This window comes from Roseateles sp. GW821-FHT09G03 (assembly GCF_059416045.1).
The window spans coordinates 228,288-243,130 of sequence record NZ_JBWKOK010000004.1 but is presented as its reverse complement, the minus strand read 5'-3'; the positions used below and the strand labels follow the sequence as shown (position 1 = coordinate 243,130).

General features: G+C 69.6%; 13 protein-coding genes. 10 read left to right on the top strand and 3 right to left on the bottom strand.

Going from position 1 to position 14,843, the window contains the following annotated elements; genetic code table 11:
- The first annotated feature begins 19 nt into the window (after positions 1-19).
- From AC07OZ_RS16530 to AC07OZ_RS16495, 8 genes are all read left to right on the top strand, one after another.
- Positions 20-2,566, top strand: a complete 2,547-nt coding sequence (locus AC07OZ_RS16530; RefSeq protein ID WP_495468182.1) for a TonB-dependent siderophore receptor — start codon at positions 20-22, stop codon at positions 2,564-2,566.
- 1 nt (position 2,567) lies between these two features.
- Positions 2,568-3,272: a hypothetical protein gene (locus tag AC07OZ_RS16525; protein ID WP_495468181.1), complete on the top strand. Its 705-nt coding sequence runs from the start codon at positions 2,568-2,570 to the stop codon at positions 3,270-3,272.
- Positions 3,273-3,285: 13 nt separating this feature from the next.
- Positions 3,286-4,578 carry a PepSY-associated TM helix domain-containing protein gene (locus tag AC07OZ_RS16520; RefSeq protein WP_495468180.1) on the top strand — a complete coding sequence of 431 codons (1,293 nt, stop codon included), beginning with the start codon at positions 3,286-3,288 and terminating at the stop codon, positions 4,576-4,578.
- Between the two features lie 156 nt (positions 4,579-4,734).
- Positions 4,735-5,208, top strand: coding sequence for a (2Fe-2S)-binding protein (locus tag AC07OZ_RS16515; RefSeq protein WP_495468179.1), 474 nt, complete (start codon positions 4,735-4,737; stop codon positions 5,206-5,208).
- The gene (locus AC07OZ_RS16510) at positions 5,205-7,472 is read left to right on the top strand and encodes a xanthine dehydrogenase family protein molybdopterin-binding subunit (RefSeq protein ID WP_495468178.1); all 2,268 of its coding nucleotides are present in this window, start codon (positions 5,205-5,207) and stop codon (positions 7,470-7,472) included. Before AC07OZ_RS16515 ends, AC07OZ_RS16510 begins: the two co-directional genes overlap by 4 nt.
- A 71-nt stretch (positions 7,473-7,543) precedes the next feature.
- Positions 7,544-8,128 (top strand): TetR/AcrR family transcriptional regulator, encoded by a 585-nt coding sequence (locus tag AC07OZ_RS16505; RefSeq protein WP_495468177.1) that lies wholly within the window; start codon positions 7,544-7,546, stop codon positions 8,126-8,128.
- A 100-nt stretch (positions 8,129-8,228) separates the two neighbouring features.
- Positions 8,229-8,978 carry an SDR family NAD(P)-dependent oxidoreductase gene (locus tag AC07OZ_RS16500; protein WP_495468176.1) on the top strand — a complete coding sequence of 250 codons (750 nt, stop codon included), beginning with the start codon at positions 8,229-8,231 and terminating at the stop codon, positions 8,976-8,978.
- Positions 8,979-9,113: 135 nt separating this feature from the next.
- Positions 9,114-10,205, top strand: coding sequence for a threonine aldolase family protein (locus AC07OZ_RS16495; protein ID WP_495468175.1), 1,092 nt, complete (start codon positions 9,114-9,116; stop codon positions 10,203-10,205).
- Between the two features lie 51 nt (positions 10,206-10,256).
- Here AC07OZ_RS16495 and AC07OZ_RS16490 read toward each other — a convergent pair whose 3' ends face one another.
- The 3 genes from AC07OZ_RS16490 to pdxR all read right to left on the bottom strand — a co-directional run bounded on the left by AC07OZ_RS16490 (position 10,257) and on the right by pdxR (position 12,557).
- Positions 10,257-10,577, bottom strand: a complete 321-nt coding sequence (locus tag AC07OZ_RS16490) for a DMT family transporter (protein WP_495468174.1) — start codon at positions 10,575-10,577, stop codon at positions 10,257-10,259.
- A gap of 2 nt (positions 10,578-10,579) precedes the next feature.
- Positions 10,580-11,047: a carboxymuconolactone decarboxylase family protein gene (locus AC07OZ_RS16485; protein ID WP_495468173.1), complete on the bottom strand. Its 468-nt coding sequence runs from the start codon at positions 11,045-11,047 to the stop codon at positions 10,580-10,582.
- Between the two features lie 85 nt (positions 11,048-11,132).
- Positions 11,133-12,557, bottom strand: coding sequence for a MocR-like pyridoxine biosynthesis transcription factor PdxR (pdxR, locus tag AC07OZ_RS16480; protein ID WP_495468172.1), 1,425 nt, complete (start codon positions 12,555-12,557; stop codon positions 11,133-11,135).
- Between the two features lie 85 nt (positions 12,558-12,642).
- On the opposite strand from pdxR, the gene AC07OZ_RS16475 reads away from it, so the two are divergent.
- Both AC07OZ_RS16475 and AC07OZ_RS16470 read left to right on the top strand, forming a co-directional pair.
- Positions 12,643-13,263: an FMN-dependent NADH-azoreductase gene (locus AC07OZ_RS16475; protein WP_495468171.1), complete on the top strand. Its 621-nt coding sequence runs from the start codon at positions 12,643-12,645 to the stop codon at positions 13,261-13,263.
- Between the two features lie 157 nt (positions 13,264-13,420).
- On the top strand, positions 13,421-14,734 hold the full coding sequence (locus tag AC07OZ_RS16470) for a cyanophycinase (RefSeq protein ID WP_495468170.1): 1,314 nt from the start codon (positions 13,421-13,423) through the stop codon (positions 14,732-14,734).
- Positions 14,735-14,843: the final 109 nt, after the last annotated feature.

Sequence of the window (14,843 nt, the reverse complement as noted above, 5' to 3'; positions counted from 1 at the left end):
CCCTGGAAAGACTGACTCCATGACGTCCCGCTCGATTCCTCGTCCGCTCAACGCTTCCGCGCGCCATGCGCGCCGTCCGACGCCCGTCGGGCTGGCGGTGTCCATGCTGCTGTACGCAGGCGTCGCGATGCCCCTCGCCGTGAGCGCGCAGACGGCGACGCCCGCCGCGAACGCCGCGGCCGGCGAGCGCGAGTACCGCATCGAGCCCGGCGCGCTGTCGACGACGCTCGGCCGCTTCGCCGCTGCCAGCGGCGTGACGCTGGCTTTCGATCCCGCCTTGACGAAGGACATCGCCTCGCGCGGCCTGCAGGGGCGCCACACGGTGAGCGCCGGATTCGCCGCGCTGCTGAGCGGCACCGGGCTGCAGGCCGTGCCGAATGCGCAAGGCGTCTACACGTTGCGCAAGGAAGTGACGGCTATCAGCGCCACCGACGCGACGGCCGCGGGCACGGCGGGCGCCGCGCCTGAAGCGGACATCACGCTGCCGCAGGTCCGCGTGGTTGCGCGCGCCGCGCCCGCGCCGGAGGAAGCCGACCGCCGCTACCAGCCCACGCCCGACGCCTCGACGCTGCGCACGACCGACTCGATGCTGGACATCCCGCAGGTCGTCAACGTCGTCTCCGCGCAGGTGATCCGCGACCAGCGCCCGCGCTACCTCGACGACGCGCTCTACAACGTCAGCGGCATCACGCAGGGCAACACGCTCGCGAGCACGCAGGACACGATCATGAAGCGCGGCTTCGGCGGCAACCGCGACGGCTCCGTGATGCACAACGGCATGCCGCTGGTGCAGGGCCGCGGCATGAACGCCGCCGCCGAGAGCGTCGAGGTGCTGAAGGGCCCGTCCTCGCTGCTGTACGGGATCATGGATCCGGGCGGCGTGATCAACGTCGTCTCCAAGAAGCCGCGGCTGAACGCGCGCACCAGCGTGGCCATCGTCGGCTCCGGCTACGCGGGCGGCCGCACCGGCATCGGCGAGACGCTCGACACCACCGGCCCCATCGGTACGCCCGACCCGGCCGACAAGACGGGCCTGGCCTACCGCCTGGTCGTCGATCAGATCAACGAGGACTACTGGCGCAACTCCGGCACCCACCGCGAGACGCTGATCGCGCCCTCGGTCGCCTGGTACGGGCGCGACACGCAAGCGGTGCTCTGGTACGAGTACCGCAACTACCTGACACCCTTCGACCGCGGCACGGCCTTCGACCCGGCCACCAAGCAGCCGCTGCCCGTGCCCAAGACGCGTCGTCTGGACGAGCCCTTCAACCAGATGGACGGCGAGACGCACCTGGCGCAGCTCTCGGTGGACCACAAGCTCGGCGGCACCTGGGCCGCGCACGTGAACGCGAGCTACAACCGCGAGACCTACGACGCGAACCAGCTGCGCGTGAACGGCATCAACACGAAGACCGGCACGCTGCTGCGCAACAACGACGGCACGCAGGGCGCGCTCAGCACCGACAGCTACGGCACCGCCTATGTCGACGGCAAGTTCGCGACCGGCGGCATCACGCACGAGGTGCAGGTCGGCGCGGACGCCGAGTACCGGCTCATCTACCGCCGCGACCTGCTGCGCCAGGCGACGAAGACGGTCTTCAGCTACCTGAACCCCGTCTACGGCACCGAACTGCCGTCGCAGACCATCTCCGCCAGCGACAGCGACCAGACCGACAAGCTGCACAACCAGTCGGTGTTCCTGCAGGACTCGCTGCGCCTGGGCGAGCGCTGGACCGTCGTCGGCGGCCTGCGCTACCAGCACTGGACGCAGGAGGCGGGCCGCGGCCGCCCGTTCAAGGCCAACACCGACACGAGCGGCGACAAGTGGCTGCCGCGGGTCGGCCTCATCTACAACCTGACCGACACGGTCTCGCTGTACGGCAACTACTCGACCTCGCTGAAGCCGCAATCGACGATCGCGCCGCTGTCGTCCGGCGTCGTGATCGATTCGAACGTGAATCCGGAAGAGGGCAAGTCCTGGGAGGCCGGCGTGAAGCTCGACCTGCCGGGCCGCGTGACCAGCACGCTGGCCGTCTACGAGATCAAGAAGCGGAACGTGCTGGTCTCCCAGTTCAACGACGTCACCAAGCTCACGGACTGGCGCACCAACGGCGCGGCGCGCTCGCGCGGCATCGAGTTCGACATCGCCGGCGAATTCGCGAAGCACTGGCAGGGCATCGCCGCGCTGGCCTACACCGATGCGAAGACGACCGAGGATCCGCAGTTCGCCGGCCTGTGGCTGTGGAACGTGGCGCGCGCGACGGGCTCGCTGTCGGTGGTCCACGACTTCGGCCAGATCGGCCCCGGCACGCTGCGCATCGGCGGCGGCGCGCGCTACATCGGCCGTCGCCCCGGCGATTCCGCCAACAGCTTCGTGCTGCCGGCCTACAGCGTCGCCGACACCTTCGCAACCTATGAGACCAAGGCCGGCGGCCGTCCGCTGAAGCTGCAGCTGAACGTCAAGAACCTGTTCGACCGCACCTACTACACGTCCAGCGTGAACACCTATGCCGTGTCCATGGGCGACGCGCGGCAGGTGCTGCTGTCGGCGACGATGGAGTTCTGAGATGAACGCTCGGCGAGGACTCCTGCGGCGCGCGGTCGGCGCGATGTTCGTGGCCATCGGCCTCGGCGCGACGACGCTCGCGTCCGCGGCCGGCGAGCGCGTCGTGCTTGTCGTGCAGAAGAGCGGCCCTCATCGCGCGGTCGATGACGCGGTGGCCAAGCGCCTGGGCGAGCGCGGCTTCACCGTCCAGCTCGAAGATCAGAAGGCCTCGCCGGATGTGGCCGTGAATGCGGCGCTGGTGGTGATCTCGTCGACCGTGTCGAGCAAGGACGTCGATCCGGGCTGGCGGCACGTGCGCGTGCCGCTGCTGACCTGGGAAAGCGACTTCCTCGACGACCTCGCGATGACGGGCAAGAAGCACGACGTCGACTTCGGCGCGGAGACGAAGGAGCGCTACCTCTGGATCGTCAACGCGCCGCATCCGATGGCGGGCGGCCTGCCGGCGGGTCTGGCCAACGTGTACGTGAAGCAGGCCGGCATGGGCTGGGGCCGGCCGGGCCCGGGCGCGACGACGATCGCGACGATCTACGGGGAACCGGGCAAGGCGGCGCTCTTCGGCTACGAGAAGGGCGCGACGATGGACTACGAGTCCCTCGCGCCGGCGCGCCGCGTCATGGTGTTCCTCGACAACGACACGTTCACGAATCTTTCGCCGAGCGGCCTCGCGCTGTTCGACGCGGCCGTCGATTGGGCGGCAGGACGATGACCCAAGGAAGGCGATGACCGCGCGCAAGTTCTGGACCCAGCTGCATTGGCTGCTAGGCATCACGGCAGGCTCGATCCTGCTGCTCATCGGACTGACCGGTGCGACGCTCGCGTTCCGCCAGGAGATCACCGAGGCGATCAATCCCGGCGTGCTGAAGATCGAAGCGCCGTCGTATCGTCCCGCGACACCGGATGCGCTGCTGCAAGGCTTCGCCACGGCGGAGCCGGAACGGCGCGTGGCGACGCTCACGCTGTATGCGGAACCAGGGCGGACCCCCAAGGCCATCCTCGAGCCCGCTCCCGGCGAGCGACGCGGCGACGTGATCTACCTGAACCCCGTCACCGGCGCGCCGTTGCCGGACGTGAAGGGCGCGGACTTCTTCGAGGTGGCGGAATCGCTGCACCGCTGGCTGCTGCTGCCGCGCGAGCCGGGACGCATCGTGACCGGCGTGCTGGCGATCGGGCTGCTGGTGCTGGCGCTGTCCGGCCTGTACCTGCGATGGCCGCGGGACTGGAAGAGCGTCGCGGACTGGTGGCGCATCGACCGCAAGACGCGCGGTCGCGCCTTGCTGCGGCGGCTGCACCTGGTCGTGGGAACGGCCTGCCTCGTGGCCTACGTGCCGGTGACGCTGACGGGCATCTTCTGGGCCTTCGACGGCGTGCGGGATCCGGTGAGCGCGTGGCTCGGCGAGCCTCGGGCACCGCGCGCGCCGGCCAAGCCGATGGCGGAGAAGAACGCCGAGAAGAACACCGAGAAGAACGCCGATAAGGTGGCCGAAGCGAAGACCGAGAAGACGGTAAACGCGAAGATCGAGAAGGTAGTCGACAAGCAGATCGCGATCGACACCGCCTGGCAGGCTTTCGAGCGCGCCGCGGTGCCGGGTGGATGGAGCGAGGTCATTGTGCGCGTCCCGACCGGTGCGAAGGCGCCCATCCTCTTCACCTGGCTGGACACCTCGCCCCCGCATGAACGCGCACGCAACCGCACGACGATCAAGGCGTCGAGCGGCGAGGTCGTCAAGGACGAGCGCTACGGCGCCAAGGCCGCCGGTGGCCGCGCGCTGGCGGCGATCTATCCGCTGCACATGGGCACGCTGTTCGGGCTGCCCGGTCGCATCGCGATGTTCATCGCGGCGCTGATGCTGCCCGCGTTCACGATCACCGGCTGGTGGCTGTACCTGGGCCGCAAGCGGCTCGAGCGCGAGGCGGCGATGAAGCGGCTCAAGAAGGCCGCGGGCGCTGAGCCCCCGCCGCACGCCCAAGCGCACGCCCAACCGCAGTCACAGACCCGTTCAGCGCGGGTCTGACCTGCTCCTCGCACAGACGCGGCGCCTGCATCGGTTGACCGCATTGTGCGGGGGCCTGTCCCCACCTAGAGTCCCCCGACAGCGAGGGTCGCCGCCGCACCGTCCGGGCGCCGCGTCACTGCTCGCCAACCGGATCCGGCAACAAGGGGGCAAGCCATGACCGAGCTGAATGTCAACAACCGCCAGCTGCGCGCGGACGTCGACGGCGACACGCCGCTGCTGTGGGTGCTGCGCGAGGAGCTGCAGCTCACCGGCACGAAATACGGCTGCGGCGTCGCGCAATGCGGCGCCTGCACGGTGCACATGGACGGCGTGGCGCTGCGCTCCTGCGTGGTGCCGGTCAGCGCGCTGCCGGCCACCGCGAAGATCGTGACCATCGAAGGGCTGGGGCAGACGCGCCTCAAGGTCGTGCAGGAAGCCTGGGCCGAACTGGACGTCGCGCAATGCGGCTATTGCCAGCCCGGGATGATCATGGCCGCCGCCGCCCTGATCGCCCAGACGCCCGATCCCAGCGACGACGACATCCGCTCGGGCATCACGAACATCTGCCGCTGCGGCACCTACCCGCGCGTGCTGGCCGCGACGCGGCTGGCGGCCCAACGCCTGCGTGGCGCGGGAGCACAGCGATGAGCGCCTCAACGACCAACGTCTCGACCGCGGGCGCGAGCGCAAGCACCGAAGCCACGAGTGCCGCAGCCACGAGTGCCGCAGCCACGGGCGCCACGCGACGCCACTTCCTTAAGGCGACCGGTCTCGCCGCCGGTGGCCTGGCCCTGGAGTTCACGCTGCCGGGGGCACAGGCTCTGGCGCAGACGGCATCGCCGGCGCCAGGAGCCGCGCCGTCGCCCGAGGTGACGGCCTGGCTGCTGATCCATCCCGACGAATCCGTCGTCATCCGGATCGCCCGGGCGGAGATGGGGCAGGGCACCTTGACCGGCCTCGCGCAACTCGTCGCCGAGGAGCTCGAGTGCGACTGGGCCAAGGTCCGCTTCGAGCTGGTGAAGCCCGGCGCCAACCGGGCGCGTGCCCGCGTGTGGCGCGACATGGGCACCGGCGGCTCGCGCGGCATCCGCGGCTCGCAGGACTACGTGCGCAAGGCCGGCGCGGCCGCGCGCTCGATGCTGGTCAGCGCGGCCGCCCAGCAGTGGGCCGTTCCCGTTGCCGAATGCAGCGTGGAGAGCGGCACCATCCGCCATGCAGCGTCCAAGCGTCAAACCACTTTCGGCGCTGTCGCCCAGGCCGCGAGCAAGTTGCCGATTCCAGAGGACGTCGTCCTCAAGGACCCGTCGCAATGGCGCATCGCCGGCAAGCCGCTGAAGAGGCTCGACACCGCCGACAAGCTCAACGGCTCGCTGGTCTACGGCATGGACCTGCGCCTGCCGGGGATGATCGTCGCGCTGCCCAAGGCCTGCCCCGTCCATGGCGGCACGCTGGTGAGCTTCGACAAGCAGGCCGTGATCAAGATGCCGGGCGTGCGCGACGTGATCAAGGTCGACGACGCGACGGTCGCCGTGCTGGCCGACCGCTTCTGGCAGGCCAAGCGCGCGCTCGACGTCTTGCCCATCGTCTGGGACAAGGGACCCAACGCGACGGTCACCAGCGCCTCGATCGCCGCGCTGATCAGCGAGGGACTGCAAGGCGACACGCCCTTCGTCGGCAACCGTCAGGGCGATGCGAAGACCCAGCTGCAAGGCGCCTCGCGCGTGATCGAGGCCGACTACGGCACGCCGTTCCAGAACCACGCGCCGATGGAGCCGCTTTCCGCGACAGTGCAATGGACGCCGCAGCGCTGCGATGTCTGGGCGCCCACGCAGGTGGCGGAAGCGGCACTCGCGACGGTGGCCGATGCCGCCGGGCTCGACATCACCGCGTGTGAAGTCCATCCGATGCGCATCGGCGGCAGCTTCGGCCGCCGCCTCGCGACCGACTACCTGGCCATGGCGGTGCGCATCGCCAAGCAGCGGCCGGGCGTGCCGGTCAAGATGATGTGGACGCGCGAGGAGGACATGCTCCAGGGCCGTTTCCATCCGGTGACGCAGTGCCGACTGCGCGCCACGCTCGATGGGCAGGGGCGCATCGCGGCGCTGCACATGCGCATCGCCGGCCAGTCGATCACGTCCTTCGTCAATCCGAAGGCGATCACCGCCAACGGCGACGCGACCGTCTTCCAGGGACTGCTGGCGGACTCGCCCGAGGGCCACTTCGGCTACGAGGTGCCGCACCTGCTGATCGACCACGCGATGCGCAATCCGCATGTGCGGCCGGGCTACTGGCGCGGCGTGAACACCAACCAGAACGCGATCTACAGCGAGTGCTTCATCGACGAGCTCGCGCATGCCGCCGGCAAGGATCCCTTCGAGTTCCGCAAGCAGCACATGGCGAAGCGGCCCAAGCACCTCGCGGTGCTGCAGGCGGTGGCCGACCGCGCGGGATGGACGAAGCCCGCGGCGAAGGGCGTGTTCCGCGGCATCGCGCAGTACATGGGCTTCGGCAGCTACACGGCGGCCGTCGCCGAGGTGACCGTCAAGGACGGACAGCTCAAGGTGCTCCGCATCGTGGCGGCCACCGACCCCGGCCATGTCGTCAATCCGCAGCAGGTGGAGGCGCAGGTGGCGGGCTCGTTCGTGTACGGGCTGGGCGCGGCGCTCTTCGGCGGCAACACCGTCAAGGACGGCGCCATCGCGGAGACCAACTTCGACACCTACGGCGTCATGCGCCTGTACGACATGCCCGCGGTGGAGGTCATCGTCATGCCGTCGGGTGGCTTCTGGGGCGGCGTCGGCGAGCCCACGATCGCGGTGGCCGCGCCGGCCGTGCTCAACGCGGTGTTCGCGGCCACGGGCAAGCGGATCCGGCAACTGCCGTTGAAGGACACGGACCTGTCGAAGGCTTGAGTCCAGCGTGGAAACCGGATGGAAACTACGGCTATTGACCGATCGGTCCAATACGCCGTAGGATCCGTCCCATGCCACGCGAACGCCGCTTTTCCGAGTCCGAAGTCCTGGAGCGTCTGACCGACGTCTTCGCCACGCACGGCTATGCGAGCACGAGCCTGGCGCTCCTGCAGGAAGCGACCGGCCTGGGCAAGCAGAGCCTGTACAACACCTTCGGCGACAAGCAGGCGATGTACCTGCAGGCGATCGACTGCGCGGTGCAGCGTGCCGCGCACACGGTCGCCGCGGTGCAGGCAGCCGAGACCGGACGACTGGCGATCGACCTGTACTTCGAGGCGATGGTCGCGAGCTGCTCCAGCCCCAACCCGGTCGACAAGCACTGCATCGTCACGAGCGGCCTGCTGGAAGGCCTGTCCGACGCCCCGCTGGCCTGGGCGCTGACGAGCCGCTGGCAGGCCACGCACGAGATGCTGCGCGCGGCCGTCGAGCGCGGCCAGCGGGATGGTTCGATCGCCAGCAGGACTCCCTCGGCGGAACTCGCCGAACTGATGATCGCGTTGACCAGCGGGTTGCGCGTGGCCGCACAGGCGGGCCGCAGCCGCGAACAGATGGAGCGCTCCGTGGCGCTCGCGACGGCGGTGCTCGACAGGGCGTGATCCGCCGCTGATCACCGACTATCCACCCCATTTCCCTCCGGCCGCGCGAGCGGCCTTTCTTTCCCCTTAATTTGACCGATTGGTCTATTTGGAGCACATCATGAGCAAGCCCCTTGCAGGAAAAATCGCCCTGGTCACCGGCGCGTCGCGCGGCATCGGCGCCGCCATCGCCCAGCGTCTCGCCGCCGACGGCGCGGAAGTGGTGCTGCACTACGGCAGCGGCCGCGATGAAGTGGAAACCCTGGCCGCGTCGCTGCGTGCCGCTGGCGCCAAGGCGCATGTCGTGCAGGCGGACCTGTCCGCCGTCGACGGCGGTCAGCAACTGGTCGAGCGCGTGATCGCGCTGAAGCTGCCGCGCGTCGACATCCTGGTGAACAACGCCGGCATCGCCGTGTTCGCCGGACTGGCCGACACCAGCGTCGAGGACTTCGAGCGCCTGGTCAGCGTCAACATGCGCAGCCTGTTCCAGGTCACGAAGGGTGTGGTGCCGGTGATGCCCGACGGCGGCCGCGTCATCAACATCGGCACGGCGGCGACGCGCATCGCCTTCCCGGGCATCACCGCCTACTCCGCGAGCAAGGGCTTCGTGGACGCGCTGACGCTGCAACTGGCGGCGGAACTGGGCCCGCGCAACATCACGGTCAACGTCGTGGCCCCCGGCGCCATCGACACCCGCATGAGCGCGTGGATCAACGAGCCGGGCGGCAAGGAGACGCTGGCGCAGGTCCAGGCGCTGCCGGGCGTCGGCAAGCCGGAGTTCATCGCCGGGGTGGTCGCCTTCGTGGCGGGACCGGATGGCGCGTGGACGACGGGTCAGATCATCGACGCGAGCGGCGGCACGAAGCTGTAAGCACCGCGGAGCGGGGGGCAGGCGGAGCGGAGCGGGACGAGGCGCGAAGACAGCGTCTCGTCGCGTCCTCTGCCGCGCGCCGCGAGTCTTCGGTCGTGATTCAATCGCGATCCGATTGCCGCGAGCGAGACAGCGATGACGCCCTCCGAGACTCAAGCCCTGAAGAAGCGCTGCACCCGCTGGGTGTCAGGTTTTGCGCCCCGATCATTCGCCGACGAGCTGGAAGCGGTCGCGGCCTGGGCGCGGGCCAACGACGTGGCTGCCGATGTCTATGGCGAGGGAGGTGCCGTCGAGCTTCTGGAGCAGCAGGTCGCGGGCCTGCTGGGCAAACCGGCGGCCGTCTTCATGCCCAGCGGCGTCATGGCGCAGTTGATCGCCTTGCGTCTCCATGCCGACGACAAGCGGCTGCCGCGTTTCGGCATGCATGCGACCTGCCATGTGGCGACGGAAGAGGAGCAGGCCTATTCGCATCTGATGGGGCTGCACGCGACGATCCTCGGTCAGCCCCACCGGACCTTGAACCGGAACGATCTGGCGCAGCCGGCGGAAGCTTTGTCCGCGGTGGTTCTCGAACTCCCGGCCCGTGTGATCGGTGGACAGTCGCCCACCTGGGAAGAGCTCGCCGCGATCAAGGACTGGGCGGCGGAGACGGGCACGCGACTCCATCTCGATGGCGCGCGCCTGTGGGAAGCCGCCGCCTGGTACGGCAAGAGCTACGCCGAGATCGTGAGCGGTGTCGACACGGTCTACGTCTCGACCTACAAGGGCCTCGGCGGTTTCTCGGGCGCGCTGCTCGCGGGCGAGGAGGCCGTCATGGCTCAGGCGCGTGTGTGGCGCCGACGCATGGGCGGAACGATCTATCAGCTGGCGCCGCTTGCCGCGTCCGCGGCATGTCGCCTGGACGAGCGTCTCGCGCTGATGCCTCGCCTCTTCGAGCGCACGGTGCAGGTGGTCGAGGTTTTGAGCCAGGTCGACGGCCTCCGCATCAATCCCGCCGCGCCGCACGCGAACATGTTCCATGTCCACATGGACGGCGACGTGCAGCGCCTGGTGGAGGCCCGGAACGCGATCGCCGAGAGCGACGGCCTGTGGTTGTTCAACGCGGCGCGCGAGACGGGCTCGCCGGGCCGGGCCGTGACGGAGATCTATGTCGGCGACAACCTGCTCGCCCTGGACGACGAAGCCGTGACCCGGGCTTTCGCACGATTGATCGCCAGCGCGCGGTGAGCGTGCACTGGACGTGCGCCGGGCCTGCGCATCGGCATAGGCCCGGCGGTGTCAGCTGGCCGACACCAGCTTGAGGCCGATCACACCGGACACGATCAGCAGGATGCACAGCAGGCGCATCGGCGCCGCCGAGTCGCCCAGCATCACCATCCCGAAGATGGCCGTGCCCGCGGCGCCGATGCCGGTCCACACCGCATAGCCGGTGCCCACCGGCAGCGTGCGCAGCGACATCGACAGCAGGACGACGCTGCACAGCCCCGAGACGACCGTGACGATCGACGGCACGAGCCGCACGAATCCGCCTGAGGACTTCATCGCCAGGGCGAAGACGATCTCGAGCAGCCCGGCGGCGACGAGCAACAGCCACGCCATGGTCAGGCCGCCTTCGCTGCCGCGGCTGCCGCCGCGGGCGTCGATCGGAACGCGACGCCGAAGCGGTTGAACGCGTTCATCAGGCCGATCGCGTAAGTGAGATCGGCGAGTTCCTTGGCGCTGAACTCCGCGGCGGCCGGCGCGTAGTCGGCGTCGGACACGCCGGTCTCCGAGACGCGGGTCACGGCCTCGGCCCAGGCCAGGGCGACGCGTTCCCGGCCGCTGAAGACGGCGCCGGCGTCGTGCCAGACCTGCAGCAGCGCGAGCTTGTCGATGGTCAGGCCCGACTTGACCAGGTCGCGGGTGTGCATGTCGATGCAGAACGCGCAGCCGTTGATCTGCGAGACGCGCAGGTAGACGAGGTCCACCAGGGCCTTGGGCAGGCCCGATTGCTGGACGGTGAGGTAGACGTTGCCGAAGGCCTTGTAGCCTTCGGGAGAGGTCTTGGCGTAGTCGATGCGTGAGGTCATGGTGGTCGTGGTGAATGGGGTTGCGAAGGACGTCATGGTGTCCCGCGATGGCCCATTCACGAAGAGCCAAGATGGCGGATAACGACTAGGCCATGATCTGCTGCAGCCGCTTGGCCAGTGACACCGCGTCGCGCGAGGATGCGATGTTGGTGAAGGCCACGAGCACCGCCGGATCGCTGGCGCCGCCTTGAGTCCAGTCGCTCAGTGCCTCGCCGTACAGGCCGGCGGCGGCCATGCGCTCGACCAGCTTCCGGTCGGACCGGCGGCCCTGCAGGCGCAGGATCAGATGCATGCCGCCGGGCTGCTCGTCGATGCGCAGCGTGCTACCGAGCCCCTGCTCCAGCGCCGCGACCGTCAGCGCGCGCCGCGCCGAGTAGAGCTTGCGCGTGCGCTGGATGTGCCGTGCGAAATGGCCTTCGGACAGGAAGGCGCTCACGATCGCCTGTGTCAGCTGCGGGCTGCCGCCGGTGATGACCTCGGCGGTCTGCGCGAAGCGTTCCACCAACGCCTCGGGCACGACGACGTAGGCCAGCCGGATGCTCGGGAACAGGACCTTGCTGAAGGTCCCCGCGTACAGCGCGCGGCCGTCGCGGTCGAGGCTCTGCAGCGCCGGCAGCGGACGGCTCACGTAGCGGTACTCGCCGTCGTAGTCGTCCTCGACGATCCAGGCCTCCTGGCGCCGCGCCCAGTCCAGCAGGGCGAGCCGGCGTGGCAGGGACAGCGAAACGCCCAACGGGCTCTGGTGCGCGGGCGTGACCACCGCGGCGCGCGCGCGTGGCGACAGGCGCAGGCCCTGGGCGACGTCGAGGCCGTCGGCGTCGACGGCCACCGGCACCGGCTTCAGCAGCATCTGCGTCAACAACTCGCGCGTGGGCGGATAGCCGGGGTTCTCCATCCACACGCGGTCGCCGCGCTGGAGCAGCGACTGGGCGATCAGCGCGAGGCTGTGGCGATAGCCCGAGGTCACGAAGACCTGCGACGGTGAGCAGCGCACGCCACGCGCGACATGCAGATAGGCGGCGATCTCCGCGCGCAGCGACGGCAGGCCGAGGACCGGCGGATGCGCCATGTCCGCCGGCTGCATCGCGCGCACGCAGCGTGCGCCCAGGCGCGCCCAGATCTTGCGCGGGAAGGCGTCCAGCGCCGGCAGTCCCATCTGGAACGGGAGGGTCGTCTCGGGACGGAAGCTCGGCGCGGCGGTCATCGTCCTGGCGGGTGGTTCGAGGACCGCCGGCAGGTGCCGGGCCTGGAGATCCGGCGCGACGATCGTGCCGGCCTGTCCGCGTGCCTGGATGAACCCCTCGGCGGCCAGCAGCGAGTAGGCCGATTCGATCGTGCCGCGCGCCAGGCCCAGCTCCGCCATCAGCGCACGTGCCGAGGGAATGCGGTCGCCCGGCTTGAGGACGCCGCTGGCGATGGCCTCCCGGAAGCGCTGGTAGACCTGGCGGTAGAGCGGTTCCGCGGCCAGCGGATCCGGCGCGGCGATGGTGGAAGGTGGCGGAGAGATCATGGCGGTGGCGGCGGAATCTTGGCCCAGTCGGAATGGCGAAGCTTGGCTCTTCGACCAGGGGCATCATCTCCCTAGACTGCCTCGCATGCTGAAACTCCTTCACATCACCTGCAGTCCCAACGGACACGCCGCGGAGAGCCACCGGCTCGGCCGCAGGATCATCGACACCCTGGCGTGCGACGCGCCGGTCGCCATGCTGGAGCGCGACGTCGGCGACGGCAGCCTCGGCCACATCGATGCGGACTACGCGCGGGCGCAGTCGTCCGCCGCCGAGCCCATGCCGCAGGGTGCGGCCGCCCGGTCGGACCTGCTGATCGGGGAACTCGAGGCGGCGGACCTCGTCGTGCTCAGCACACCGATGCACAACCTGATGGTGCCGTCGGGGCTGAAGGCGTGGATTGATCACGTCGTGCGGGTGCGCCGCACCTTTGCGCTGTCGCCGCAGGGCAAGCAGCCGCTGCTGCGGGACCGGCCGGTCTACATCGCGATCGCGTCCGGCGGCGTGTTCTCGGGCCCGGACGCGCGACAGCCGGACTTCCTGACCCCGTACCTGCGGACGGTGCTCGCGCAGATCGGTCTGCTCGATCTCCACTTCTTCTCGGTCCAGGGAACGGCGCGAGGCCCGGAGGTGCTCGCCGAGACGCGGACGCGCACCGACGAGGCGATCCAGGCGCACTTCCAGAATCTGCGCGCCGATGCTGTTTGAAGCGGCAGCACGTGGGCGCCTAGTGCCAATCGTGCGCTGTCCGCCCAGGTCGGCGTGCCTGCATTCAGGGGAGGACACGCCAAATTCCCCATTCGCATCCCCAGGTTGAAGGCAGTCCCTGCTTCCCATCTGGCATGCGATATGCAAGATAGGCGGCATGGACGCCTTCCGCATGATCTCGATCCGGGTCCGCGCGCTGCTCGCCGTGGCGGCGCTGCTCGGCACCGGTGCCGCCTCGGCCCAGACCGCCATCGTCATCGGCGGGGCGCTGCGCATGGACAACGACGCCGTCTGGCAGCGCATCGTTCAGGAGGCCGGCGGCCCCGGCAAGGCGCACTTCGCCGTGCTCGCCACGGCCGCGGCCAATCCGGAACTCTCCGCCAAGCTCATCATCGACGTGCTCAGGAAGCATGGCGCCCAGGCCGAGCACATCCCCGTCGCGCCGCGCCTCGAAGGCGCGGACCTGCAGAAGAACCTCAACGACCCCGAGCTGATCGCGAAGGTGCGCGCGTCCAACGCCGTCTTCTTCTCGGGCGGCGCGCAGGGCTTCATCGTCGACACGCTGCAGCCCGACGGGCGGCGCACCGCGATGCTCGATGCCATCTGGGACGTCTACCGCCGCGGCGGCGTCGTCGCCGGCACCAGCGCGGGCGCGGCGATCATGAGCCGCGTGATGTTCCGCGACGCCCTCAACGTCATGGAGGTCATGCGCGGCACGCTGCGCGAGGGTCATGAGATCGATCAGGGACTCGGCTTCGTCGGCAACGAGCTCTTCGTCGACCAGCACTTCCTCAAGCGCGGACGCATCGGCCGCATGCTGCCGCTGATGATGGCCAAGGGTTATCGCTTCGGACTCGGCGTCGAGGAGAACAGCGCCGCCGTCGTGCATGGCGATCGCATCGATGTCATCGGCGGGCGGGGCGCCTTGTTCGTGGACCTGCGCGACGCGCGCAGCGATCCGTCGCTGGGGATGTTCAACGTGCGCGGCGCGCGGCTCAGCTACCTCGACAACGGCGACCGCCACGACCTGCGCTCCGGCGTCACGATGCCGGCGCCGAGGAAGACGGCCGCCGGCTCGCCGGTGCCGATCCGTGCCTCGACGCAAGGCGGGGCCGTGTCCTCACGCGGGCCGGTGGACAGCTTCCAGCCGGACATCCTCGGCGACAACCGCATCGTCCAGGCGATGACGGAGTTGCTGAGCTCGCCCGCCGCCGAGGTGCGCGCGATGGCCGCGCGCATCCGTCCCGATGCCAAGGGCGATCGCGACCGTACGGGGTTTGTCTTCCGGCTCTATCGCGGTGCGGACACGCAGGGATGGATCGACACTGACGGCGACGGAAAGGACGTGACGCTGCTGGACGTGCGGCTGGACATCCGGCCGGTGCGCCTGCCTGATCCCAGTGCTGGCACGACGACGTCGACGAATGCCGTGCCTGCCGCGACGATGATCGCGCCGGCCGGCATGCGCTGAGCCAATCGCATTCCCAAGGCCCGGGGTCAGCGGGCGACAGTGGGGCCGGAATGGGGCTTGGGGTCCCTGGAGGGGTGCCCCATGCCCCGTGGAGAGCCCGCGCTCATCC